Here is a 23,260-nt window from a genome sequence, read left to right on the forward strand (position 1 = left end):
CCGGGGAGGCCGTGGTGTTCTTGAGTATAGATCGGCTGCGAATGAGTATCGAAAAAAATTCGTAAGCGCTGCGACAGATTATGCCAACACATACTGCGGCCGTTCCTGGCCGACTGCGGCGGGATACGATGCGGACGGCGACCCGAACTGGCCACGTAGTCAGAGGTAGTTCCTGATCAGCGTCGTCACCCACCGCCAGGCACCGCCGCAGCCGGCGGCCCGGCAGCGCGCATCGGGATCCGCAAGCAGGCGGCGATTGGCGTCGCTCACCGAACTCGAGTTGCGCAGGTAGTACGCCACGCTGTCCTGCAAGGGATCGAGCCCGTCCTCCGGGATATCTATCCACAGGCCGTTTTCGGTATTCAAGCGGGCCGACAGCGAATCGAAATTGAAGCTGCCGAGATAGTATTGATGGCCGTCGATGAGGACCAGCTTGGCGTGCATCATGCGGTTGTCCCGGTCGGAATACTCGCGCACCTCGATCCCGGCATTCACCAGGCCGGGCAGATCGTCGGCGTAGGCGCGACCGACTGCGGGGAATTCCTGCGTGATGCTCGACAGCGAGGCGCTCACCAGGATCACGTGGACACCTTCGCGCTGCTTGCGCTCGAGCGCCTCGCGCAGTTCCGGCACCAGGATCAGATAAGGGTTGATGATCAGGATCTCGTGCTGCGCCATATCGAACGCTTGCAGCATGTCCTGCAGCGTGCCCGGCGAGCGCTTGTCGGGCCAGTCGTGGACATAGCGCAGGCGATCGCAGGCGATCGGCATCCAGGCAGGATCGAAATCCGCCCCGGCAGCGGGCGCAGCGGCGGGATCGTCGGGTGCATCGGAGGCAGTGGGCGTATCGGAAGCGGCCAGGTCCGGCGCCTGGGCTGACCCGTCGAGCGGAGCCAGCAGCCATTCGCGCCAATAGCGGATGCGCGCCGGGTCCAGCGTCGCATAAGCCTGCGAGACGCGATATGGACTGGCAACTTCGAGGTATCTTTCCGGCTCGGGGCGAACCGCTTCCGGGCTATTCCAGAACAAGGCGAAATGCTGGTCCATGGCGTGCAGGGAGGAAGCGTCCTGGCCGGTGTTGCCCGACACGATCAGATCGCGCTCGCTGAGCCAGTTGCGGAAGCTGGCATCCCAGATCGAGGTACTGCCGATCACGGCCGTGTCGCCAACCAGGAACAGCTTGTCGTGCATGCGATGCGAAATCTCGACGAGATCGGATCGCGGATGGAAGATTCGCAGTTCGATGCCGGGCGCCACCTCGTGCAGGGCGACGATGAGCTCGTCCTCGAACGCGAAGTGCGGCTCGGGGCCGATGCCGTCGATCAGCAGCTTGACCGGCACGCCGCGGCGCGCGGCCTCGACCAGATGACGCAACAGCAGGCCGCCGGTCTGATCGATTTCGAAGATGTAGGCGAGGATGCGGATCGGCTCGGCAGGCGTGGCACGGTCGACCAGCGCGATCCGCGACTGCATCAACTGACCGTCGTCAAGGCTGGCGACCATGTCGACACATTGCGCGTGGCCGTGCACAGAAGTGGCAAGCATGCATGCCGCAATGAGCGCCTGACTTCTTGTTGTGGTCATGATGTGGCGAACTGGTTCGATGTGTCTCGGGCCCTACGTTCTTGAAGGTCTGGAAGGTTTTGCCGCGCTAACTTAAAAAATGGCTTTCCAGAAGGTCCGATTGTCGCCGATCTACGAGCATGGTTCCAACGACCGCTCATGCAGAAGGCATAGCACGACCTTGAGCGGTCCGTGGCGCGGGCGGCATATGGTTGCGCAACAGGATGAGGCGAGCGAGAGTCGGGCCCTGCGGTATCGTTCGAGCGCCGCAGCGAAGGCGCGGACGAGCGCGTGGAAGGGGAAGTCCGTCACCACGATTGCCGGCCAGTTCAACCTTTGAACTGATCCCGGCCGAGGTCTGCCTGAGGTCGTTGTCGACCCCTGGATTCATGCGTTTCCAGCTTCCGTGTTCTCGAAGAAGTACGCGGGCACGTCCGGACCCCACAGATACAAGGAGTCTTCGGGCGGATGATTGCCGCCGGGCCACTCGGTGCCTGCGCCGACGTAGTCGATATCGGCCGAGTATTCCCAGAACGAACCCCACGGGTCGCGCACATATTGAAAGTAGTTCGATCCGAGCACGTGGCGCCCCACGCCCCATCCGTCGAGATAGCCCGCCCGCTGCATCTGCATCTTGCCGAGGCCGACCGCGTCGATATCCGGAACGTCCCATGCGCTGTGGTGCCATCCCTTCGCCGCACCGTGCGCGAATGCAACCAGGTGATGATCGCTGCCGTAGCGCGCATGCAGGAACGCCACGATGCCCTCGGACCCGTCGGATAGCGTGAGGCCCAGTGCGCGTTCGTAGAACGCGACCGCGCCGCGCACGTCTGGCGTGAACATCAGCACATGAGAAAGCCGCGTGGGGCGGGTGACTGGCGCGTCGGCGCGAGCGCACGCACCGCGCGAACGCGAGGATGCCGATCCGCGGTCCAAACGCGGCTTGCAGCCGGGCGACGTCTTCACGCCCGCCTTGAGTTGCAACAGGTTGCCATCCGGATCGTGGAACCAGAAGCCGTCGTCGGAAGCGAGCCGGGCGGGTGCGGCGGCCTTTGCGCCGGCTGCGAGGATCTGCCCGCGCAGCGGGGCGAAGTCGTCGGCGAAACAGTTCAGTGCAAGATACGCGAGTTGCTTGCGCGCACCCTCGCGGACCTTCGCCCACACGTGATCGCTTTGTCGCGTGCGCAGCAGCAGTTCGCCACGCCGCGCTTCCAGTTCGAGGCCGAACGCGTCGAGGAAGCGCATGGCCTGGCCGAGATCCGGCACATCGAGCGCGAAATGGTCGATCGAATGAATGCCGAAACGCGCGCGATTGATCGTCGTCGATGTCATGAGCCCAACTCCCGTGTCACGCGGCCACGCCGCTTGCATGCACCTGCGCGCCGCTCGTTGCGCGTGGCGCAGTGCCGAGCACCTGGGTCAGCACGCGCCGCAGTTCCATCGCGGGGTCCGCCGCGCGCGTGTTGCAGCGCCAGGCGACGAAGCGGTCCGGCCGTACCAGTACGCAGCCATCGTCCTCGATTTCGCGCTGTGCTGCCCACTGGCCGTATGGGTCGAACGTAGGGGTCGCGTGTGCGATCTGCACCGCGTCGATCCTGATGCCGAACGCGTCGCCGACCTGCCGTGCCGCGTCGAGCCAGGCTTCGCCGCCCCTCCCGGTAAGTAGCGTGAACACGCCGTTGCCGACCAGATCGAGCGTCGACACCTTCTCGCCCTCGCGCTCGATCCACGCATGGGGGAGATAGGCGCCGGGCGTCGTGGTGGGGTGGTAATACAGTTCGGGGTCGCGCAGCGCGGCGGGAAAGGTGGCACCGTCGCGCACGATCGCTGCCGATTCGTAGCGCTGCCCCAGCTCGACGCCATGACAGTTGAACTGATAGTTCTGCTGCTCGACGGCTTGCGCAAGTGCGTTGCGGCGCGCCTTGCCGGTTTCGCTGTCCGAGAACAGTTCGTCGAGCGAGGCCCAGCCTTCTGCGGCGCTTTGCCCTTGCGAGAAGCCAAGAGCATTGGCAATCGGCAACATCTCTCCGACCGATTTGATTGCGCGGTTCACGACGCCCTGGGCAACCGGCTGACGCTCGTCCGTGTAAGTTTGCAGGAGCGCGGGCGATGCCTCGCCCTTGACGATCATCGCGAGCTTCCAGGCCAGGTTGAAGGCGTCCTGCACGGAGGTATTCGAGCCGAGCCCGTTGGCTGGCGGATGCCGATGCGCGGCATCGCCGGCGATCGCCACGCGGCCCTTGACCATGGTGCGCGCGACCATCCGGTTGATGGTCCACTTCGAAACCGCCTTCACACGAACGGGGATGTCCGCCTCGCCGATGGTGGCGCGGGCGCGCGCGATCACGGCTTCCTCGCTGAGATCGGGTTCGCCCTCTCTCGGGTCGTACATGAAGAGCAGGACCCATTCGTTCCACGGGCGCACGCAGATCCAGGTGCCGCTGCCCACCCAGTAGTCGCTGCCCGGCTGGGTCATCCAGTACAGCACGCCAGGGCGGTGCGCCGTGTACTTCGCCAGATCGACCTCCAGCCAGCAGTTGACCGCGCAGCCCAGTCCCATCTCGCCATCCATCTCGAAGCCGAGATCCCGCGCGACGACGCTTTGCGCGCCGTCCGCGCCCACTGCATAGTCGGAGATCACTTCGATTTCCTCGCCGGTCACGCGATCAACGAGCCGCGAATAAACGGCTTCTTCAGTCTGCCGGATGGACACCAGCTCCGTATTGAAGAGCATTTGCGCGCCATATTCGCGCGCCGCCGCGAGGATGACCGGTTCGAGCAGGTGCTGCGGCGCATTGCACATCTGCGAGGGGCTCGCCGCCTCATAGTCGGACTTGCGCCCGACGCCGGTGCCCCATGTCTGCAGCCGCGCGAGTTCGGTGCCGGCAAAGCTGGTCGCCCACACGTTGTTCGACATCAGTTTGTGGGGCGTGGCGAGGGCTCGCACGCGATCCTCGATGCCCAGATCGCGAAACACCTCCACGGTGCGCTGATTCGTAATGTGCGCGCGAGGCGAATGGGCCGTGCCGGGGTAGCGCGTGATCGCCAGCACGTCGACGCCGTATTTCGCCAGCAATGCGGCGGTCGTGAGTCCGGCGGGGCCTGCACCCACGACGAATACCGGGACGCGAATCTGTCTCATGTCTCCTCCTTCTGGGGAATCTAATGTTCGATCAACGCTGGCTCGCCGCGTCCTCATCGACGACGATGTTGCGCAATACGCCAAGTCCTTCGATCTCGACTTCGCATACGTCGCCGGCACGCATGATGAGCTTCGGCTCGCGCGCCCAGCCAATGCCAGCGGGCGTGCCGCTCACGATGACATCGCCGGCTTCCAGCGTGATCGCTTCGCTGATCACCGCGATGAGCGAAGCGACGTCGTGCAGCATGTCGTTCGTATTCGCCGATTGCACGACCTGGCCGTTCAGGCGGGTTTCGAGCTTGAGGCCGGCACCGCCTGCGGGCAGTTCATCTGCCGTGACGAACATCGGGCCGAACGCGCCGGTGCCGTCGAAGTTCTTGCCGACCGTCCATTGCGGCGACTTGAACTGGTACTCGCGCACGGAGCCGTCATTGAAGATCGAGTAGCCCGCCACGCACGAGAGCGCACGCTGCTTCGAAATATGGCGGCCGCCGCTGCCGAGGATGACCGCGAGTTCGCCTTCGAAATCGAGCGAGTCGGAGATGCGCGGGCGGATCATGGGCGCGTCGTGTCCGATCAGGCTCGAGTTCAGGCGCGGGAAGATCGTTGGATAGTCGGGCTGGTCATACGGACTCTCCTTCGTGTGATCGGCGTAGTTGAGTCCGATGCAGAGCAGCTTGCCGGGGCGTGCGAGCGGCGGCAGATACGTCACGGCAGCGGTCGGGAATTCCTCGGCGCCCGCGTTGAGCGCCGCACCACAGGATGCGAGGTCGACGCCACGCGCGAGCAGATCGTCAAGGGTCGTCTCGCCGAGCGAGCGGATGGTATTGCCCTGCACGATGCCGAGCAGCCGGCGGCGATTGTCGGGAGAAAAGTGGATGTACCGCATGGCGTCTCCATGTGTTGTCAGTGTGGTGGCATATCGAAGCTCGATGAGGGAAGAATAGAAATGGGCTGGCGGCCGCGGTAGATCGCGCGGCCGTACAGAGTGTCCTGTCAAAGGAACAATCGAAGCGGGAGCGACCGAAACCGGATGCCTCGCCGCGCGCGGCGCTCACTCGTCTTTCTGAATGTGCGTGGCGAGATAGTCGATCAGCAGGCGCACGGCCGGCAGCAGGCCCCGGCGAGACGGAAAGACGGCATGAACGAGGCCGCCCTTGGGCTTCCAGCCTGGCACCACGTCAACCAGCGCGCCTTTCTCAAGCTCGTTCTCGACGACCATGTAGGGCAACTGCACGACGCCCACGCTTTTCAGGGCGGCCTGCCGAAGCACCGTCATGTCGTCGGTGATGTAGCGCGGCGCGTGAGGCACGCGCGCCTCGGCGGCGTCCGGGCCGACCAGCGTCCAGGCGTGATCGCGCGGCGGTCCCCAGTCGAGACTGGGCATGCCGGCGAGATCCGCCGGATGCGTCGCCGTTGGGTGCTGCTTCAGGAGCGCCGGCGTCGCAACGAGACGCTGCGGACTGCCGGAGAGCACACGCATGACGAGCCCGCTGTCTTCGAGCGGCGGAAAACGTACGCGCAGCGCGAGATCGAGTCCTTCGCCCAGGACGTCGACCCTGCGATTGGTGGCGTCCAGAAGAATCCGCACTTTCGGGTATTACATCATGAAGTCAGCCACGAGGGCCCCGATGCGATATTCGAGCAGCGTCGTCGGGCAACTCATGCGCACGACGCCCTGGGGTTCGGAAACCCTGCGCTCCATCACCTCGCGGGCGGCATCGGCTTCCACGAGCACCGCGAGGCAGCGCTCGTAGAACTCCTGTCCGGTTTCCGTCACCGAGAAATGGCGTGTGGAGCGGTTGAGCAGGCGAACGCCGTATCTGGCTTCGAGGTCGGCGACGCGCCGGCTGAGCTTGGACTTGGGCATGTTGAGCGCCCGGCCTGCCTGCGTGAAACCATGGTTTTCGACCACTTTCACGAAGTAGTAGATGTCGTTCAGGTCGTCCATGACTGTTCCTTTGGCAGAACAATCGAGACATCTTAAAGCATTAAGGGTCCAGACCGTCGTTGTTCCTCTCATGGAACACAGTCGGCATCTTTCGGGACTTCAAGGCAGTGAGCCGCCCGCATAGCATTGGCCGTGCATGCAGATCCGATGTTTCTCGCATCGGTCCTCGGGATCCCACTTTCACTTCCTGCACTGCTTCTGGAGACAACCATGGCAAGCGAACCCATTCGCGACCCCGCGAACGACCCTCTGCTCACCCCGCAGAATGCGGCATTCATCGTCATCGATTACCAACCGGTTCAGGTGAATTCCATCGCGTCGATGGATCGACAACTGCTGGTCAACAACATTGTGGGCGCCGCCAAGGCAGCGGTCACCTACAAGCTGCCGATCGTCCATTCGACGGTCAACGTGAAGACGGGGCTGAACAAGCCGCCGATTCCGCAACTGCGCGCCGCGCTTGGCGACTATCCGACGTACGACCGCACGAGCATCAACTCGTGGGAAGACGTCGAATTCCGCAAGGCCGTCGAGGCAACCGGCCGCAAGAAGCTGATCATGACGGCGCTCTGGACGGAAGCCTGCCTGACGTTCCCCGCGCTCGATGCGCTGAAGGCGGGCTACGAGGTCTATGTGGTCGTCGATGCGGTCGGCGGCACGTCCGTCGCTGCGCACGAAGCCGCGTTGCGCCGTATCGAACAGGCTGGCGGCAAGATGATCAGCGTCGCTCAACTGTTCTGCGAGTTGCAGCGCGACTGGGCGCGCAGCGAAACCGTCCCCGCGTTCATTGACCTGTTCATTGAAACCGGGGGCACTGCCGGCATCCAGTTCTCGTACGACAAGAACTGACGTATCAAGCAACGTATCAAGCGCGCGGCCGGCTGCGGTAGCCGTCCGCGCGCAAGTGCGATGTCCGGCGAATCGCGAGCCATCGTTGACGGCAGGAAATCGATCGACATGAAAAGACAGACCGCTCTCGCAGTCTGCCTGAGCGCAGCCTGCTTCCACACCAACCTCTACGCCCAAAGCAGTGTTACGTTGCAGGGCATGGTCGATGGCGGTGTGACCTGGGTGAACAACGAACATGGCGGCTCGGTAACGCAGTTCGACAGCGGGATCTTCGCGCCGAACGTTTTGACGTTCAGCGGAAGCGAGGATCTGGGTGGCGGAACGAAGGCCGTGTTCAATCTGACTTCGCAGTTCGATCTGGGCAGCGGCGCAACCATCCCGGGCGCGGGCCAGATCTTCAATCGCACGGCCTACGTGGGGCTGTCCGATGAGCGTCTTGGCGCCGTCACGTTTGGTAACCAGTACGATTTCATGTTCGAGACGTTGACGCTCGGTCTCTTTGACGGCGCGTTCCTGTTTGGCGGTCTTTATGATTTTCGACAGGGACCATTCAGCGCGCTAGGCATCCCGCAAAATCCAACCGGCTCGTTCGATTTTGACCGTCTGGCCGGTGCAACGCGTGTGGCAAACGCGGTCAAATATCGCAGTCCGTCTTTCTCCGGATTCAGTTTCGGCGCGCTGTATGGCTTTGGCGGCATTGCGGGTTCGTTCTCCGCCAATTCGACAATCAGCGCAGGGATGAACTACGAGAGCGGGCCGTTTGCGCTCGGGATCGCCTATATCGAAGCCAAATATCCTGAACTGGGCAATGGTCATGAAGGAATCCGAAACTTTGGGGCCGGCGCGCATTACAGGTTCGGCAGCGTGCTCGCCATGCTGCTGTACACAAACACACGGAATACGGCGAGCGGCGCAAAGATCGACGTCTACAAGGCGGGGGCGTATTGGACGATTTCGGGTCCCTGGTCGGCAGGACTCGACTACCAGTACATGAAGGGAAACCAGGTGCTCGAGAACAACAAGGCTCACCAGATCACCACAGCAGTGCAATACCACTTCTCGAAGCGGACGATGGTGTACGTCGAGGGCGTCTATCAGCGTGCCAGCGGCGACTCCGAAACGACCCAAGCCTGGATCAACGGATTGCTGGCGCCTGACGCGGCTGCGAGCAACCGTTCGCAGACACTGGCGCGCATCGGGTTGCAGACGAGATTCTGATCGGCTCGCCCGGAGCGATGGTATTGAGCCTGTCCATTGTTCCATCAGTGAGACACAGAGGGCAACTTCCACCCTCTACCGCCGTCATCGTCGCGCGACTACCCTGTATTCATACAAGCACGGCCGCGGGCCGTTAAACAGGAATATTCGATGATGAAAAAGATTCTCGGCGCTTACAGCAACCCCAACGCGCATTGGGTCGGCGACGGTTTTCCCGTGCGCACACTGTTCTCGCATCACACCATGGGGCGGCACGTGAGCCCTTTCCTGATGCTCGACTACGCGGGACCGGAAAGCTTTGCGCCGACGCACCGACGGCTGGGTGTCGGGCAGCATCCGCACCGTGGCTTCGAAACCGTGACTATCGTGTACGAGGGCGAACTGGAGCACCTCGACTCAACGGGTAGCGGTGGCCAGATCGGTCCCGGCGATGTGCAGTGGATGACGGCGGGCGCAGGCATTTTGCATGAGGAGTTTCACTCGCGCGCGTTCGCGAAAACAGGCGGGACGCTCGAGATGGTGCAACTCTGGGTCAATCTGCCAGCGAAGCACAAAATGACGGCCCCAGGCTATCAGAGCATCGTGGCCGGCCAGATTCCGTCTGTCGACCTGCCGGCAGGCGCGGGACAGGTGAGGGTGATCGCCGGCAACTACGCGGGCAAGGCGGGGCCAGCGCACACCTTCACGCCGATGGATGTCTGGGATGTGCGGCTCAAAGCTGGGCACGGCGCAGCGTTGACGCTACCGGCGGGCCGGACGCTCGCGCTAGTCGTGCTGCGAGGCCAGGTTCGCGTCAACGGCGACGAGCGGGTGATCGGCGACGCGCAACTGGTTCTCCTTGCGCGAGAAGGCACCGACGTTCAGCTTGACGCCATGAGCGACGCAATCGTGCTGGTGTTGAGCGGCGAACCCATCGACGAACCCGTAGCTGCGCATGGACCGTTTGTCATGAACACGACCGAAGAGATTCGCGAGGCGGTAGAGGACTTCAACAGCGGGCGTTTTGGACAGATGGCCGCGAAGGACCCACGCACCGTGGCACGGTAAGCGCTGCCACAGCATCCGGAGCGCTCCTTGTCCTGACGTCGGACGTGGCGTCTGGCCAGGAGCGCTCGGTCTCGCTCATACTTTGCTGTGTTTGCGAGCGCGCGACGACGCGGATTGAGCGGTTGGGCGGCGCCGACTTCAGCGTCCGATGACTGCGTATGGGAGAGGAGTCCACACGGCGGCCACCCGAGCACTCAGCCGACAAGCCCGGCTTTATTCAACATTTTCGCGAGCTGTCGGCACCGTTTCTCCTTAGCGTATCTCAGGCTTACCTCGATGCGCCCGTGCGCGTAATGTTCATCGGGAAGTTGTGTTGACGAGCCGGCACGCGGCCCATATGTGACGATTTCATGCTCACGCGTTTTCTAGTCGGTTGAACAACGCTTTGTGCCGAGAGTAGATATCGGCGAGTCGCGACCTATAGCCATCCTCCCGATAACCCCGGCCGAGGTCCGCCAGATCTAGCCGTCTTCGTTCGACCCTCAACCGTCGGTCGTCACCAAGCGCTTGCGATGGCCGCTTGCGACGTACCACTGCCCTTCAATCAGTTTAGTTGGCCGTCGAGTTCACACAGATCGTCATCGTTCGGTCGCGCCGACACGATAAGGCTTCCTGACTTCCTAGGATTTGTCGTCGGTATAGCTCTCTCGCGGGGGATAAACGCCGGCGAGGCGGGCGATGAGGATCGCGACGAACAAGCTGCCGGTGATCTGTTCCATCATGCACATGCCGCGTGCCGGGCGCGTGAGTGGCGTGATGTCGCCGAAGCCTGTGCTAGTGAGGACGGTTATGCTGAAATAAAGCGCGTCGGCATAAACAAGCCGACCCGGCTGCCCGACGATCATGTACGACTGCGCATAGAAGAATCCGATGATCGCGTAGATGTACGCCCACAGGTCACCGATCAACAGATATGCCGCCGCGGCGCCAAACAGCTTATCCGCCGTCATGATCCTCGGCTGGAAGACGTAGCGGAGAAGATACGCAACAGTGATGAAGTAGAGTGCGGCGCTGAACATCCAGGATATGGCAAGGCTCGTCTCGTCGTCGCGCCACAGGCCGAGGTACTGGAACCACATAGCCGGAACGGCAAGTAACAGCACGATTACGAACGGCAGCGTTGTACGGCCGACTGCTGCCACGGTCGCTATGACGAGGAACATATTTACGACATTCAGGATGAGGCGACCGCTGTCGCTCGGGGGGACAAACGACACCGCGCCGATTAGCGTGACCAGTACGACAAACAGCCAGAAGCAGCGCTGGTAGAAAATGCGAGACAGCGCGTCGCGCGTGGTACGGATGGCCATGATGATCTCTCCCCTCTGGTTCGCGCATGTCGCAGCTATGCATGCCGGGCCGCGTGTGACGGGAGTACAAAGCGGTAGCGCACCGCGCAGCTGTCGCCTACGTTTGGCAGACGCCGACCCACAAGAGACGCAAGGTCTCGCGAGACTACCTGTCCGCACTCGAAACCATTTTCGCCGTTGGCATTTTTCAAGCCGTTGCGATCAGGCGATCCGTCCAGAGCTTGAGCCAATCCGAAGATCCTTTTCGCTTTCCGGCATGTTGCGAAAATCGCGGCTGGCCGTACGTGCGTCCATTCCACTCCGCCGGGCTCCTTGTGCAAGCCAGAGCATCCGCCTGATCGCAATTGACCGCCGACGGCGGGACGACCTATTCTGAAAGCAACAGTCTCGAGGTCAAGTCCATGCTGACAAAACGTTGCGTGACAGGCCTTCTTGTGTCGCTGGTCACTCTGGCGGCTGGATGTCAGGGCAATGGCAGCAACGGTGTCACCTCTGCCCCTCCCGCCGGGCTAGCCGAGCACGATTCTACGGTGGTCTACGCGCAGGGGATTGCAATCATCCCCGAGACACTGAGCAACAGCGGCGGAGCGATCACGCAATGCAGCGTGTCTCCACCGTTGCCTGCGGGCCTCGTCCTGGATCCTCATACGTGCGCGATTTCCGGCACGCCCACTACCGTAAGCAATGACACGGTCTACACGATCACTGGCAGTAATGAAGCGGGCAGCGAATCCACCCGGGTCGAAATCGAGGTCAAGGACGCTCCCATTGCACCAGACGGGCTGGACTACCTGGACCAGTCGGTCATTTACCCGACCAACGCCCCGATCACGCCCAACACGCCCTTCACCACGGGGGGCGAGATCACGCAATACAGTGTGTCACCGGCACTGCCGGCGGGCCTCGCCATTGATCCGCAGACCGGCATCATTTCCGGCACCCCCACGACAGTGACCGCACCGGCGGTCTATACGGTGACGGGCGCCAACAGCGTGGATAGCGTCCAGGCCCTGCTGACCATCGAAGTGGCTGCGGTGGCCGCGCCGCCGGCCGACCTCGTCTATGTGGATCCGCTACCCGAAGACATTGTCGGCGTGCCGATCGTGGACGACGAGCCCGTGTACACCGGCGGCGAAGTCACCCAGTATTCGATATCCCCAGCGTTGCCGGCAGGATTGAGCTTCAACACGCAGACCGGGGAAATCACTGGCACGCCAACCGTTGAACTGGTCCAGACGACGTTTTTCATTACGGCCAGCAATAGTGCCGGCAGCGTCACCACGCAGATCACCATCACGGTGGCTGCCGCGCAGGTCGGTGAGTGGTTACCCGCCGATGCCATGAATCAGGCGCGCACCCGGCATACGGCCACGCTATTGCCCGACGGGCGAGTCCTGGTGGCGGGGGGGAACAGGAAGCAGGCGCTGTCGTCTGCCGAGTTCTTTGACCCGTCCACGAACAGCTGGATACGGACCGACAGCCTTGCGCTAAGCCGGCAAGCGCACTCCGCCACGCTTCTTTCTGACGGCCGTGTCCTGGTGGCGGGGGGATTCGGCACCGGTGGAGGCAACGCGCTGACCTCGGCGGAACTGTTTGACCCGGTCGCGGGTAAATGGTCGCAGACCGGCAGCATGGCCCAGCAGCGTGACAGCCACACCGCCACGCTGCTGCGAGATGGCCGCGTGCTGGTGGCCGGCGGCGAGGGGCAGGGCAGTAGTCAGGGGGCGCTGTCCTCCGCCGAACTTTACGATCCGGCTACGGGCACCTGGTCGCCGACGGGCAGCCTCGTCCAGGCGCGCGAGCAACACACCGCCACCCTGCTGCCGGACGGCCGCGTCCTGGTAGCCGGCGGAGAAGGTATCGGCGGCGCCGCACTGGCCACGGCCGAACTCTATGACCCCGCCACGGGAACCTGGTCGCCGACCGGCAACATGAACCAGGCCCGCAACGCCTATGCCGCTGCGCAACTCGCCGACGGCAGGGTGCTCGCAGTCGGGGGATCCGACGGCACGAACGCGCTCGCAACCGCTGAACTCTACGATCCGGCGACGGGTACGTGGTCAATGACGGGCAGCTTGCGACAGGCACGCGCCTTCCATACCGCCACGCTCCTGACCAGCGGGCGTGTGCTGGTGGCGGGAGGCAACGACGGCAGCAATTTGTTTGTCAGCGAGTTGTACGATCCTGCGACGGGGAACTGGTCGCAAGTCGGGAGTCTTGAGCAAATGCGAGAGCAACACACGGCAACGTTGCTGTCAGACGGCCGGGTTCTCGTAGCAGGCGGAATTGGACGCGGAATCTTGGCCTACACCGAATTGTTTCACTAGGTTGGCGGCGCTTATGTCCGCTCATCGGCCGATTCGAGATCCCAGTGACCTCGAACCGACAGACCGAAGCTGGCCCTGTACGGCCGTTCTCTTCGTACACCGTGCTTGAGCATTGGATCGCTACCCAAAGTGTCGGGGCTCAGAGTCAGTTTCGTGGCGCCCAGATATCGGACGAAGGTCCGATAGCGCCGTCGATCGCGTGGCGCTAATCTGGAAGTCCGCTACTTCGATCGAGGTTGCGATGCGTCCACGGTCCAACGACCTCACGAGTCCGGTTGCGGCTTTTGCCGGACGTATCGCGTTACTCGCGTTCCGTGTCTCGACGGCCTGGGTAGAGCCGCCGCCCCCACTTCGCATCACACAGCCCGGACGACCAGCCTGGCTCGCGGGGCACGCCCCCCGGGGAAAGCGTCGATGAGAAGTAGAAGCCACGCGGCGACGGCGAACCGCAACATTGACGTAAATCCACTCGAGGCATTCTTCGTCGAGGGGAGAATGCAATGAGTCTTACATGTGGCAAGCGGCAATCTTGCACCGTCTGCGGGGGCGTCGTACGAAAAGGTCCGGCCATAGGCGGTCAGACGGCGCTTAGGCGCCTTCTGAATGTCAGCCTCCTTGGTTCTTTCGTGCTTCTCACGGGATGCCCGTACTACGTGGCGCCAGCCGGAACCGTCGTCACGATCCCGGCCAGTTTCGACCGGTCCTTTGCCGCCGCGTCCGGCGCAATGCGCGACGAAGGACTAACCATCACCACCCAGGATTCAGCCAGCGGAACCATCGTTGGTGGACGTGATGGCAACACCGTGACGGCGAGCGTGCGCCAGCAAGCCGACGGTAGCGTAGTCGTGCAGTTCCACTCGGGCGACGAGGGAGATCCCACATTGCTCCAGCGCGTTTCGCAAAGCTACGACCGGAGGATGGGCCGCTGATGGCGCGCTGTTGCAATGCGGGAGGGACGTGCTTTCAGATGCAATTCAGAAGCTTGTTACGGTAGTCACGTCACGGCTACTCATTGCGTGACGAGACGCAATCACCATAAGCGCTTATATCCCGTGCTTTTCGCTGCATGAAAAGTCTAGTTACCGCTGCCGGCTGCCCCCATACGACATATGAAGTGCCGCCGCCGAGCGCGTATCGCTGGACAGCACCCGTTTCATGAAGAAGCGACTAGTCGCTTGACGCCAAAATCAAGTAATGCCAGAAGTTGCAGGGTCTTCTGCGTTATCTTCTTGAGAACACGTGCACATGGAAAGAGTGTGTGGCCGTCGTATGCAATGTAATTCGCACTACAGATAATTAAAACGGGAGCCATAGTGTAAATATCAGTTTGATGCTTTGCAACACTTCTGGAGCGCGCCATGGGAGACATGTCAATCGAAGTCGCTTCCTTTCCTCGCGCTGCTGCTTCACAGGCGTCGGGCACGATTTGCCACGAAATCCGGGTCTGTCGTTCGTCGGCGGAATTCGCACGTCTGCGCCCGATGTGGAGTGCACTGGCCACCACGTGTCCACCGAGTCTCGAATTCACATACTGCGAAGTCGCGGCGGCGCGAGCATTTGCGCGAGGCGCTACTGTTAGCGTTGTGCTCGTTTCTATCGGCGAGGTGCCTGTTGCGATCTGGCCAGTGAAAGTCGAACACCGGGGCGCGTACCGCGTAGCTCGCGCACTCGGCTGCGGCAACGATCAGGAGTACGGCGGACCGCTCGTTGCTGATCCAGCCGACGCCCGCTACTATGCCGCCGCTCTGCAAGCGTTGCGCTGCCTCGAAGCCGACGTCCTGGAAATACGGCTTATAGAGAGCGGCAGCGCGCTCGACACTGCGCTATCCAATGTTCCCAGGTCTTGGGTGCATCGCGCAATACCGTCACGGTGGCGTTGCGTGGACAGCTACTCAATAAGTCTCTCCGAGTTCGCCACCTACGACGACTTCGTTGCCACCAGGCCCGAGTCGCTACGCGGGTCTCTGCGCCGCCGTGCAAGGCGCCTGGCCGACGACAGTCTGGTTCAGTATGGCTGGTGCCAGGACGCGCTCGACGCGCGTGAAGTGCTAACGTGGCTCTTTGCGAACAAGCGCCGCTGGGCACTTGCCCGCGGTTTTGACACGCCGTTTCTGATGGACGACGAAGTGAGCGACTTCTTCATCGACCTCGCGGGACGAATTGATCTCGTGGCAACGCCGTTTGTCTCCTTCGTGAAAGTTAACGGCGCACCCGTTGCAGCGTCGGTGAACCTGGTTGGGACGCGCAACATCGAATACTTCATCACGACCTACGACGAGAAATATGCTGCCTGCTCAGTGGGCAATCTTCTAGTCGATAGCATCGCGCGATGGGCGCATGCGAGTGGACGCGATTTCGACTTCCGGCCGTTCTTTTCAATCTACAAGGAGCGGTGGTCCAACCATAAAAGCTGGTATGAGACGCATTTCGTCATACTGACGCTACGTGGCCGGCTCGCCGAAGTATCGCTCGCGGCCGAACAGTTTCGGCGCCTCGTTCGCAAGGTTCGCGCGCTTGCCTGCGAGCGGCTATCCACGAAGACACCGGCACTCAGTGCGACGCGGCATTCGCGGCACGGCATAAAGAACCAGGAGTGATTACGCGCGAGGGCCCTCCAGGGTGAAGGAATTGGCACATCGCGACAAAAACCGAATAGCCGGTTTCTGCTCGAGTCGAGCCTTCGTTGCGTGGCTACTCCTGCTGCAGCCGGGCATGATGGTACTTGATCACATCCATGACCGCAGCCGTCATCACGGAGGTTGAGACTCCGAACATAAGGATGCCGTTGGCAGCTTCGATGGGGCCAAGCATGCGCCATTCTTTGGACATGACGATGTCGCCGTAGCCCAGCGTGATGAAATTGACGGCTGAGTGGTACAGGGCAGTGGCGAAATCGGAAAACTCGCCCAAGAGAATGAACAGCGCAGCCCAGATCGCCATTTGGGCAAAATTGCAGAGCAAAGTCAGTAGCATCACGGTTATCAATAGCAAAACGTCCACCCATAGCAAGTCTTGATTCTTGACGCTGCGCCGGAAGCGCGCATACCGGCGCAGGCAGATGGCTACTACCACGCCTTGCAAAAGCAGACACAGGATCATGGCCGGAGCGGCGGCCAGTACATTGTGTAGCATGATTGACTCCGTCTTCAGGGGGAGCGCGCAGGCAAAAAGGCGCCGCATGCGGGACGCGGAGATCGCAAGTTTGAAACGCGCCAGCGCGTCCAATCATAAGAAAACTCGTATATCGATGTCGAATGGCCGGCTGTCGGGGATTCTCTCTAGTTGCTTGATTCGGGATCGGAGAAGGCACACTGTGCGACTCGCAGGACGCGCAACCGTCAAATGGCGAAGCGTGAAGTGCTTGCGAACATTCACTCCCGTATGCGGTGGGCGGTGTAGCCGTATCCCGCGTGCATCGAGCCTCCTGCGCCGCCCTGGCGCTCCAGGTCCATCAAGATCTGGGCACCGAACTGCCGACTCTTTCATATACTGCTCGTACCAACATCCGTCGTTGGCGGTTAACGCGACGTCTCGTTGTCCACATCGAGTCGAGGCCATATGAGCACCATCATGCCGGCTGGTCGTGTCGAACCCGAACGGCGCGAACCGATTCTCAATACCGTCGACCGTGTCTGCGAAATATGTTTTGGTTTGTTGTTAATGACGGTGCTCGCGATCGGCTACTTCGTCCGTGCACTGGTGGCGACGGTTTCGTTGCCGGTCGCGTACGCACTCGCAGCGGTGTCATCTCGACCATGAACGTCGTTCGCCCACTGAAACGTGATTTTGGCAGGCCCGATCATGGTTGGCGGCGGCGCATGTATGCGATCCTGGTTGATGCCGAGACGGATGCCGCACGCCACTTCAATGCCGCGATGCTGTCGGCAATCATATTCAGCGTCGCAGTCGTTATGCTGGACAGTGTTGAGGCTGTCCGTGCCCGTGAACTCCTGGTCCTCGATATTCTGGAGTGGTTCTTTACACTCCTGTTCACCGCCGAATACATTGTCCGGCTCCTCTGCGTGGAGCGTCCGTTGCGTTACGCGCTGAGCTTCTTCGGCATCATCGACCTCGTGTCGATCCTGCCAACCTATCTTGGCTTACTCCTGCCAGGATTCCATGTCCTTGTCGACGTCAGGTTGTTGCGCATGCTGCGCATATTCCGGATCGTGAAGCTGCCTCTCTACTTCAACGAGTCCCAGGTTCTTTGGCGCGGACTCGTCAGGAGCCGGCACAGGATCATGGTATTCCTTGGCGTCGTGCTGATTCTGATCGTGGTGCTTGGCACCGTCATGTATCTCGTCGAAGGCCCGTCGAACGGGTTTACCAGTATCCCGGTCAGCATGTACTGGGCGGTGGTTACGATGACCACCACAGGCTACGGTGACATTCATCCGAAGACGGCGCTCGGCCAATTCATCACTTCGCTGGCCATGCTGCTGGGGTATGGCGTAATCGCCTTCCCAGCGGCCATGATTGGCGCCGAAGCCGCGACGGCGACGCGCCAGGTACGGCGGCCTTCCCGCGTCTGCCTGCAATGCCATAGTGAAGGGCACGACGCGGATGCAACGTATTGCAGACATTGTGGCGAACCGCTTCCCCCAGTTGATGCTCAATAGAGGGCGCCCCGACTGCGAGGAGCGTTGCAATCAGCGGACGGCCCTGCAGGATCTGATGATCGCTTAGCCGGAAATTACATACACATGGATTCCCTCGCCACCCTGATTTCCGATCCCGCCGCCTGGGCAGCACTCGTGACGCTTGTGGTCATGGAAGTCGTGCTCGGCATCGACAACCTCGTCTTCATCTCGATTCTCACCAACAAGCTGCCGGTGGCGCAGCGCCCGAGGGCCCAGCGCATCGGCATTGGCCTTGCCCTCGTGATGCGCCTTGCGCTGCTTGGCACTGTGGCATGGATTACGCGTTTAACACAGCCTGCGCTCTCGCTGTTTGGCCATGTTTTTTCCTGGCGCGACCTCGTTCTGCTAGGCGGGGGGCTCTTTCTCGTATGGAAGGCGACGAGTGAGATCCACCATAACGTCTCTGGCGATGAGGATGATCAACCAGGTGGCGCCGCGGCTTCCGGACTCACCGAGCGGGCAGCCATTGCCCAGATCCTGATGCTCGATCTGGTGTTTTCCATCGATAGCATCGTGACAGCAGTCGGTATGACCGAGCACGTGGCAATCATGTACGTCGCTGTGATTGTGGCTGTTGCAGCCATGCTGTTTTCAGCCGGTCCGTTGTCGCGTTTTATCGACCGCAATCCAACCATTGTGATGCTGGCGCTGAGTTTTCTCCTGGTGATCGGTATGACGTTAATTGCCGAAGGATTCGGATCGCACGTTCCGAAGGGCTATATCTACGCGGCGATGGCATTCTCCGCATTCGTCGAAAGCATGAATATGCTTGTGCGCCGTGCAAAGAGGCAGCGTCGTGACGGAGGTCCACTGCGCGACTGACGGCTCTGGTCAACAGCTTGACCAACGCATGTCGCGCATTCGTGGCTCGCACGCAGGAGAACCCATTCTCCTTGACTACATGCGCACGCGTCGTATCGTTTATGGAGGAAACATGTCACCGGCGACGGGGAAAGATCCACGACGAGGAGATCAGGATGGATATCAAGCAGTTCAAGGATCTGATCAATGCGATCGGCGGGGCAGGCGATGAGGTATCCGAAATTGCTGATGGCATCCAATATCTCGTGGAAACTGGCGCCGAAGGTTATGACGTCGCAAAAGCCAAGGTGATTTACGCCAAGCTGGTGGAGACGAGCGTCGAAGTCAGCTCGCTAAGATATGCCAGGTCAGCCGCAATGGAGAGTTTTCGGGATTACCTGCGCTATTTGAGGTATTGCGAAGCATCCCCCACTACCACTAGTGAGCTCGACAGGTCGTGGGAGATGGTGACCAGCGAGGTCGTGCAACTGCTCGCGCAGGTGAACTACTTGTTGGAGCGGATAGAGGACGCGCGGGGCGACTTCGACCAGGAGCCGCGGTATGACCAGCTTCACGAGCTGGTGAAAAAGCGGCAAGCGCTCGCGCAGAGCCTCGTGTCCTCGGGTAGACCTCGCACTCCCGAGGAGGTGGAACTTGTTCACGAGGCGGCGGATCGCTACGATATTTTGATCGAGCAACTCGGGCGTGCACGCGACGAAATGAACGTCTACATCAGGACCTTCAGTGAATAAAGGGCATACGCGCGAAGGACGATCGTTTGTAAACCGCGGCTGTGCCGCGTACTTCTCATCAAACGGACGCGCTGGTCGTGCCGATTCATCATTTATGGCGCACAAGCGCGTCCATAATCCGAAGAATTTGGGGATCGACCTTCGGCCAGAACGACGGTGCGTTGGCGGCCGCCACTCCGTATTCGAACCGGGGGCCGCCGGCAAAGAGCCGGGGACAACGTCCGCCCTCTGAACGACGTACGCGTCCCACAATGTGCACCTCGTCGTTCGCAAGCATCGTACGCAGCGCCCTTTGGACTTCGCGCGGTACTGCGCCCAGGCACTGCGCCAGTTGAGCGGCCGTGCGCTCAACCCGGTCGGACATCAGTGCCGCGATCTCGCGGGCAACGCCAGACCGGCGATCGTCGATTTTAGGCGGCCGACCGCCGTATCTCCGGTGGTCGTCTTTCGGTCGCCGGTCTGTTGCGCGCGTTGGCTTGCGAGGAGCAGGCTGGTCGCGTAGGCATTCTTGGCCCACTGCGGCGGGGCCAACTGTCCGATAAGGAACTGTCCTTTGGGCTTCATGGCAGCGGCGAACCAGGTCCAGACGGAAAAAAGGGCTCGCGAAGACTTGGTGAACCTGCTCGGCGCTGAATCGCAGGCAAAGCGTTCGCTCTACTGCTGCCCACCCTTCGAACACCCCGCCACTCGCAAGCGCAAACGCTGCTTTTCTGATTGCCTCACAGCACCGGAGCGTGTATTCGTCATTCTCGGTATTCATCGAGGCTCTCCCGATGTACAACGCGTGTGCCGCTCGCCGGCCCCTGTGTATCGCGTGCCGGCCGGAGTGAAAGTCAATACGCGCGGAGATTGCACAGACGATGCCCAAGATACCGGAAAATATCGTTCTCTTCACTTTGGCTGGCAAACAGATGGGCCGTCGGGACCTTGGAGGGTAGGCTGCAGGGCGCGTTTGAATTCGCAACGGCCGCTGCCCGCAGTAGAACAGTCACCTGAGTGACCAGTTTTTGCTACGTCTGAATGTCCCTTCCTGGCCGACTACCGCCTCCCCCCAAACGCTCTCCCCGGAAATCCGCAAAGCACCTTAAAAAAGACCGCGCTCGGCGAGATTGGCGTAAAGGGCGCGCACGCCGAACGTCCACGGTTCGATTTCGGTGCAAAGCCGCACGGTGTTGACGATGCCGCCAAGCGGCGGCGCGCTGATCGTGACGCGGTCGCCGAGGTGATGCGTAAAGCCGCCGCCGGGCGCGTCGCGGTCCTTGATTGGCGAGAACATCGTGCCGAGGAACAGCATGAAACCGTCCGGATACTGATGGTGCCGGCCCCACGCCTGCGAGACGAGATCGAGCGGGTCGCGGCTGATTTCCCGCATATGACTCACGCCTTCGAGCAGGAAGCCGTCGTCCGCCCCCTCCACGCGCAGCGTAACGCTGGTGGTGCGAACCGAGTCGAGCGTGAAGGTTTCGTCGAACAAGCGAATGAACGGGCCGATGGCGCACGAGCCGTTGTTGTCCTTGCATTTGCCGAGCAGGAGGGCGGAGCGGCCTTCGATGTCGCGCAGATTGACGTCGTTGCCGAGCGTCGCCCCGACCACGTCGCCACGGCTATTCACCGCGAGCACGATTTCGGGTTCGGGGTTGTTCCATGCAGAGGCGGGATGCAGGCCGATATCGGCGCCGTACCCTACGGCAGACATCGGCTGTGACTTGGAGAACACTTCGGCGTCCGGACCGATGCCAACCTCCATGTATTGCGACCACGCGCCCCTGCGCTGAAGTTCTTCCTTCAGTTTGATCGCGGCCTCGGAGCCGGGCTTGATCTTCGAAAGATCGGCGCCGATCAGCTTCGTGATTTCCGCGCGCACGTCCTGCGCCCTGGCAGGATCGCCACCGGCCTGCTCCTCGATCACGCGCTCCAGAAGGCTTACAGCAAACGTCACGCCGCAAGCCTTGATGGCCTGCAGGTCACACGGCGCGAGCAGCGAAGGGCGGTCTTCGGGGCGATCGCCGGCGAGGCTATGTTCCAGCAGCGCCTCGGCCGTGCCGAGCGGCTCGCCTGGCGTATGCCGCACGACATCGAGCAGATCGTCGTACTCGAACAAGTCCGCCGTGGTGGGCGCGATCTGCGATATATCGAAGACCATGCCGCCGCGCACGACCACAACGCAAGGGCCGTCGCCCTCCGGCGTGGGCCGCCAGACGCGGCCGACGAGCAGCGCGTTGTCGAGATCGTGCGGAAGATAAGCGGTTGTTGAGGACATGGCAGGCGTTCCGGTGTGAGAGTGGCGACACGCATCGTAGGGCGGATGAGCGTGCGCGTCCAAACGGACGCCTCATTATCCAACAGGCTGGAAGAGCGCGCCGCCACGCTCGAATCGGCTGGGCGGCGGCTCGTGTTGCGCCCTAGAACAGGTGCTTGATACCCGCAGAGACCGCAAGCTGTTTCGACGTTGTCGAGGGCGACAGATAGCCGATGTCCGCGACCGCCTGGCGGCCCCACGAGTCCACGCCGCTTGCGTGCTGGTACGCCGCCGTTGCGTACAGTTCAGTGGCCTTCGAGAGCGAGTAGCCGGCGCCCAGGTTCCATTGCTCGTAGCGCGCGCCACCGCTGCCGTTCAGGTTGCCGCCATTCGTGTAATCGAACGACGTGCCCACGCGCAGGAACGGCGTGACCTGATAACGCACGCTCGCACCCACCGTATTGAACGAGGCCGTGCCGTGATAGTTTTGCGCGTTGAGCGAGGCCGTGGCGCCGAGATCGCGGTATTGCGTGTTGGACCAGGCAAGGCCGAGGATGGCCGAACCGATCGTCCAGGTCGAGGCTACGGCGACCGTTTGCTGTGAGCGCGCGGAGGCGAATCCGGAGATGGACGGGTTCGATGCCGGCGTCGTGGCGGACCCGGCCGAGCCCAGGTTGTTGCCCGTGGCGCTCGCGTTCGCATTCGTCCCATAGAGCGAGTTGTTCGGATTGCGCGCGTTGATGATCGACGCGGCGAGCGCAACGCTCGGCCCGGTATAGCTGAAGCCCGTGGACCAGTACTGGTTCTGCGTGAAGTTGCCGGCGATGCCGCCCAGACTGTATAGCGCGCCAAACCGGAATCCTCCAAAGGAGTCCGAACTGTACTTGATCGCGTTGTTGATGCGGTGCGTGAAGTTGAGGTTGTCGTAGTCGGCCGGATGAATCGCGAGATTACCGAAGTACCAGGCATAGAGCAGCGGCGACACATAGTCCACCGCGGCGTCGGACTGACGCCCGAGCGAAGCGGTGCCGTAGTTGGGGGCGGTGAGCCCGATCCAGGCCTGACGGCCGAACAGGGTGCCACCCTGGCCGAGTGTGCCGTTGCTCACGCTAAACCCGCTTTCGAGCACGAATAGCGTCTTCACGCCGCCGCCCAGGTCTTCGGTGCCTTTCAGGCCCCAGCGGCTCGAACTCGGGCCCGAGGTGCCGCTGTCGAACTGGGCGACCTGGCCACCGCCGGTGGGTTTGCCGCCGGTGGGCGTTGCGGCCGTTTGAACGTTGTTCGTGTAGGTCACGTTGCCCGTGACGATACCGTAGAGCGTCACGCTGCTCTGAGCGTAGGCGGCGGCGGGTGACAGTGCGATGGTAGTGAGCGCGAGAAGTGTTTTTTTCATGGTTGGGATCATCTTTCAAAGCGGGTGC

The 23,260-nt window shown here is 61.8% G+C and carries 19 protein-coding genes and 1 pseudogene; 10 read left to right on the forward strand and 10 right to left on the reverse strand.

Annotated features, from left to right (window positions below; translation table 11 throughout):
- Window positions 1-159: 159 nt before the first annotated feature.
- From FAZ97_RS19155 to FAZ97_RS19175, 5 genes and pseudogenes are all read right to left on the reverse strand, one after another.
- Window positions 160-1,545 carry a phospholipase D-like domain-containing protein gene (locus FAZ97_RS19155; RefSeq protein WP_233271791.1) on the reverse strand — a complete coding sequence of 462 codons (1,386 nt, stop codon included), beginning with the start codon at window positions 1,543-1,545 and terminating at the stop codon, window positions 160-162.
- A gap of 405 nt (window positions 1,546-1,950) precedes the next feature.
- Entirely contained in the window at window positions 1,951-2,895 is a 945-nt protein-coding gene (locus FAZ97_RS19160; protein ID WP_158760009.1) for a VOC family protein, read from the reverse strand.
- Window positions 2,896-2,911: 16 nt separating this feature from the next.
- A complete protein-coding gene (locus FAZ97_RS19165) occupies window positions 2,912-4,705 on the reverse strand; it encodes an FAD-dependent monooxygenase (protein WP_158760010.1) in 1,794 nt (597 codons plus the stop codon).
- Window positions 4,706-4,736: 31 nt separating this feature from the next.
- Entirely contained in the window at window positions 4,737-5,594 is an 858-nt protein-coding gene (locus FAZ97_RS19170) for a fumarylacetoacetate hydrolase family protein (RefSeq protein ID WP_158760011.1), read from the reverse strand.
- Between the two features lie 165 nt (window positions 5,595-5,759).
- Window positions 5,760-6,656: pseudogene (locus FAZ97_RS19175) on the reverse strand (LysR substrate-binding domain-containing protein).
- Window positions 6,657-6,866: 210 nt separating this feature from the next.
- On the opposite strand from FAZ97_RS19175, the gene FAZ97_RS19180 reads away from it, so the two are divergent.
- From FAZ97_RS19180 to FAZ97_RS19190, 3 genes are all read left to right on the forward strand, one after another.
- Window positions 6,867-7,505 carry a hydrolase gene (locus FAZ97_RS19180; protein WP_158760012.1) on the forward strand — a complete coding sequence of 213 codons (639 nt, stop codon included), beginning with the start codon at window positions 6,867-6,869 and terminating at the stop codon, window positions 7,503-7,505.
- Window positions 7,506-7,613: 108 nt separating this feature from the next.
- Window positions 7,614-8,723 carry a porin gene (locus tag FAZ97_RS19185; protein ID WP_158760013.1) on the forward strand — a complete coding sequence of 370 codons (1,110 nt, stop codon included), beginning with the start codon at window positions 7,614-7,616 and terminating at the stop codon, window positions 8,721-8,723.
- Window positions 8,724-8,876: 153 nt separating this feature from the next.
- Window positions 8,877-9,770, forward strand: coding sequence for a pirin family protein (locus FAZ97_RS19190; RefSeq protein ID WP_158760992.1), 894 nt, complete (start codon window positions 8,877-8,879; stop codon window positions 9,768-9,770).
- 620 nt (window positions 9,771-10,390) lie between these two features.
- On the opposite strand, the gene FAZ97_RS19195 is transcribed toward FAZ97_RS19190, so the two are convergent.
- Entirely contained in the window at window positions 10,391-11,080 is a 690-nt protein-coding gene (locus FAZ97_RS19195) for a potassium channel family protein (RefSeq protein ID WP_158760014.1), read from the reverse strand.
- 344 nt (window positions 11,081-11,424) lie between these two features.
- Here FAZ97_RS19195 and FAZ97_RS19200 point away from each other — a divergent pair, with 344 nt between their 5' ends.
- From FAZ97_RS19200 to FAZ97_RS19210, 3 genes are all read left to right on the forward strand, one after another.
- Window positions 11,425-13,407, forward strand: coding sequence for a kelch repeat-containing protein (locus FAZ97_RS19200; RefSeq protein WP_158760015.1), 1,983 nt, complete (start codon window positions 11,425-11,427; stop codon window positions 13,405-13,407).
- A 626-nt stretch (window positions 13,408-14,033) separates the two neighbouring features.
- Complete coding sequence (locus FAZ97_RS19205; RefSeq protein WP_233271792.1) at window positions 14,034-14,336, forward strand: hypothetical protein; 303 nt, start codon at window positions 14,034-14,036, stop codon at window positions 14,334-14,336.
- A gap of 438 nt (window positions 14,337-14,774) precedes the next feature.
- Window positions 14,775-16,004 (forward strand): GNAT family N-acetyltransferase, encoded by a 1,230-nt coding sequence (locus FAZ97_RS19210; RefSeq protein WP_158760016.1) that lies wholly within the window; start codon window positions 14,775-14,777, stop codon window positions 16,002-16,004.
- A gap of 94 nt (window positions 16,005-16,098) precedes the next feature.
- On the opposite strand, the gene FAZ97_RS19215 is transcribed toward FAZ97_RS19210, so the two are convergent.
- Complete coding sequence (locus FAZ97_RS19215; protein ID WP_158760017.1) at window positions 16,099-16,539, reverse strand: potassium channel family protein; 441 nt, start codon at window positions 16,537-16,539, stop codon at window positions 16,099-16,101.
- A 426-nt stretch (window positions 16,540-16,965) separates the two neighbouring features.
- On the opposite strand from FAZ97_RS19215, the gene FAZ97_RS19220 reads away from it, so the two are divergent.
- From FAZ97_RS19220 to FAZ97_RS19235, 4 genes are all read left to right on the forward strand, one after another.
- On the forward strand, window positions 16,966-17,166 hold the full coding sequence (locus FAZ97_RS19220) for a hypothetical protein (protein ID WP_158760018.1): 201 nt from the start codon (window positions 16,966-16,968) through the stop codon (window positions 17,164-17,166).
- A complete protein-coding gene (locus tag FAZ97_RS19225) occupies window positions 17,163-18,026 on the forward strand; it encodes an ion transporter (protein WP_158760019.1) in 864 nt (287 codons plus the stop codon). Before FAZ97_RS19220 ends, FAZ97_RS19225 begins: the two co-directional genes overlap by 4 nt.
- A gap of 84 nt (window positions 18,027-18,110) precedes the next feature.
- The gene (locus tag FAZ97_RS19230; protein WP_158760020.1) at window positions 18,111-18,869 is read left to right on the forward strand and encodes a TerC family protein; all 759 of its coding nucleotides are present in this window, start codon (window positions 18,111-18,113) and stop codon (window positions 18,867-18,869) included.
- A 155-nt stretch (window positions 18,870-19,024) separates the two neighbouring features.
- The gene (locus tag FAZ97_RS19235) at window positions 19,025-19,600 is read left to right on the forward strand and encodes a hypothetical protein (protein ID WP_158760021.1); all 576 of its coding nucleotides are present in this window, start codon (window positions 19,025-19,027) and stop codon (window positions 19,598-19,600) included.
- Window positions 19,601-19,688: 88 nt separating this feature from the next.
- Here the strand turns inward: FAZ97_RS19235 and FAZ97_RS19240 are convergent, their stop codons facing one another.
- The 3 genes from FAZ97_RS19240 to FAZ97_RS19250 all read right to left on the reverse strand — a co-directional run bounded on the left by FAZ97_RS19240 (window position 19,689) and on the right by FAZ97_RS19250 (window position 23,232).
- Window positions 19,689-20,360: a hypothetical protein gene (locus FAZ97_RS19240; protein WP_158760022.1), complete on the reverse strand. Its 672-nt coding sequence runs from the start codon at window positions 20,358-20,360 to the stop codon at window positions 19,689-19,691.
- Between the two features lie 324 nt (window positions 20,361-20,684).
- Window positions 20,685-21,860, reverse strand: coding sequence for a fumarylacetoacetate hydrolase family protein (locus tag FAZ97_RS19245; RefSeq protein WP_158760023.1), 1,176 nt, complete (start codon window positions 21,858-21,860; stop codon window positions 20,685-20,687).
- Window positions 21,861-22,002: 142 nt separating this feature from the next.
- Window positions 22,003-23,232 carry a porin gene (locus FAZ97_RS19250; protein WP_158760024.1) on the reverse strand — a complete coding sequence of 410 codons (1,230 nt, stop codon included), beginning with the start codon at window positions 23,230-23,232 and terminating at the stop codon, window positions 22,003-22,005.
- Window positions 23,233-23,260 lie beyond the last annotated feature (28 nt).

Source organism: Paraburkholderia acidiphila (assembly GCF_009789655.1).
Lineage (GTDB): Bacteria > Pseudomonadota > Gammaproteobacteria > Burkholderiales > Burkholderiaceae > Paraburkholderia > Paraburkholderia acidiphila.

What these genes read in the sequence shown, in the direction of transcription:
- FAZ97_RS19155 (WP_233271791.1), bottom strand. Translation starts at nt 1,545, where the DNA reads ATGCTTGCCACTTCTGTGCACGGCCACGCGCAATGTGTCGACATGGTC.
- FAZ97_RS19160 (WP_158760009.1), bottom strand. Translation starts at nt 2,895, where the DNA reads ATGACATCGACGACGATCAATCGCGCGCGTTTCGGCATTCATTCGATC.
- FAZ97_RS19165 (WP_158760010.1), bottom strand. Translation starts at nt 4,705, where the DNA reads ATGAGACAGATTCGCGTCCCGGTATTCGTCGTGGGTGCAGGCCCCGCC.
- FAZ97_RS19170 (WP_158760011.1), bottom strand. Translation starts at nt 5,594, where the DNA reads ATGCGGTACATCCACTTTTCTCCCGACAATCGCCGCCGGCTGCTCGGC.
- FAZ97_RS19180 (WP_158760012.1), top strand. Translation starts at nt 6,867, where the DNA reads ATGGCAAGCGAACCCATTCGCGACCCCGCGAACGACCCTCTGCTCACC.
- FAZ97_RS19185 (WP_158760013.1), top strand. Translation starts at nt 7,614, where the DNA reads ATGAAAAGACAGACCGCTCTCGCAGTCTGCCTGAGCGCAGCCTGCTTC.
- FAZ97_RS19190 (WP_158760992.1), top strand. Translation starts at nt 8,877, where the DNA reads ATGAAAAAGATTCTCGGCGCTTACAGCAACCCCAACGCGCATTGGGTC.
- FAZ97_RS19195 (WP_158760014.1), bottom strand. Translation starts at nt 11,080, where the DNA reads ATGGCCATCCGTACCACGCGCGACGCGCTGTCTCGCATTTTCTACCAG.
- FAZ97_RS19210 (WP_158760016.1), top strand. Translation starts at nt 14,775, where the DNA reads ATGTCAATCGAAGTCGCTTCCTTTCCTCGCGCTGCTGCTTCACAGGCG.
- FAZ97_RS19215 (WP_158760017.1), bottom strand. Translation starts at nt 16,539, where the DNA reads ATGCTACACAATGTACTGGCCGCCGCTCCGGCCATGATCCTGTGTCTG.
- FAZ97_RS19220 (WP_158760018.1), top strand. Translation starts at nt 16,966, where the DNA reads ATGAGCACCATCATGCCGGCTGGTCGTGTCGAACCCGAACGGCGCGAA.
- FAZ97_RS19225 (WP_158760019.1), top strand. Translation starts at nt 17,163, where the DNA reads ATGAACGTCGTTCGCCCACTGAAACGTGATTTTGGCAGGCCCGATCAT.
- FAZ97_RS19230 (WP_158760020.1), top strand. Translation starts at nt 18,111, where the DNA reads ATGGATTCCCTCGCCACCCTGATTTCCGATCCCGCCGCCTGGGCAGCA.
- FAZ97_RS19235 (WP_158760021.1), top strand. Translation starts at nt 19,025, where the DNA reads ATGGATATCAAGCAGTTCAAGGATCTGATCAATGCGATCGGCGGGGCA.
- FAZ97_RS19240 (WP_158760022.1), bottom strand. Translation starts at nt 20,360, where the DNA reads ATGAATACCGAGAATGACGAATACACGCTCCGGTGCTGTGAGGCAATC.
- FAZ97_RS19245 (WP_158760023.1), bottom strand. Translation starts at nt 21,860, where the DNA reads ATGTCCTCAACAACCGCTTATCTTCCGCACGATCTCGACAACGCGCTG.
- FAZ97_RS19250 (WP_158760024.1), bottom strand. Translation starts at nt 23,232, where the DNA reads ATGAAAAAAACACTTCTCGCGCTCACTACCATCGCACTGTCACCCGCC.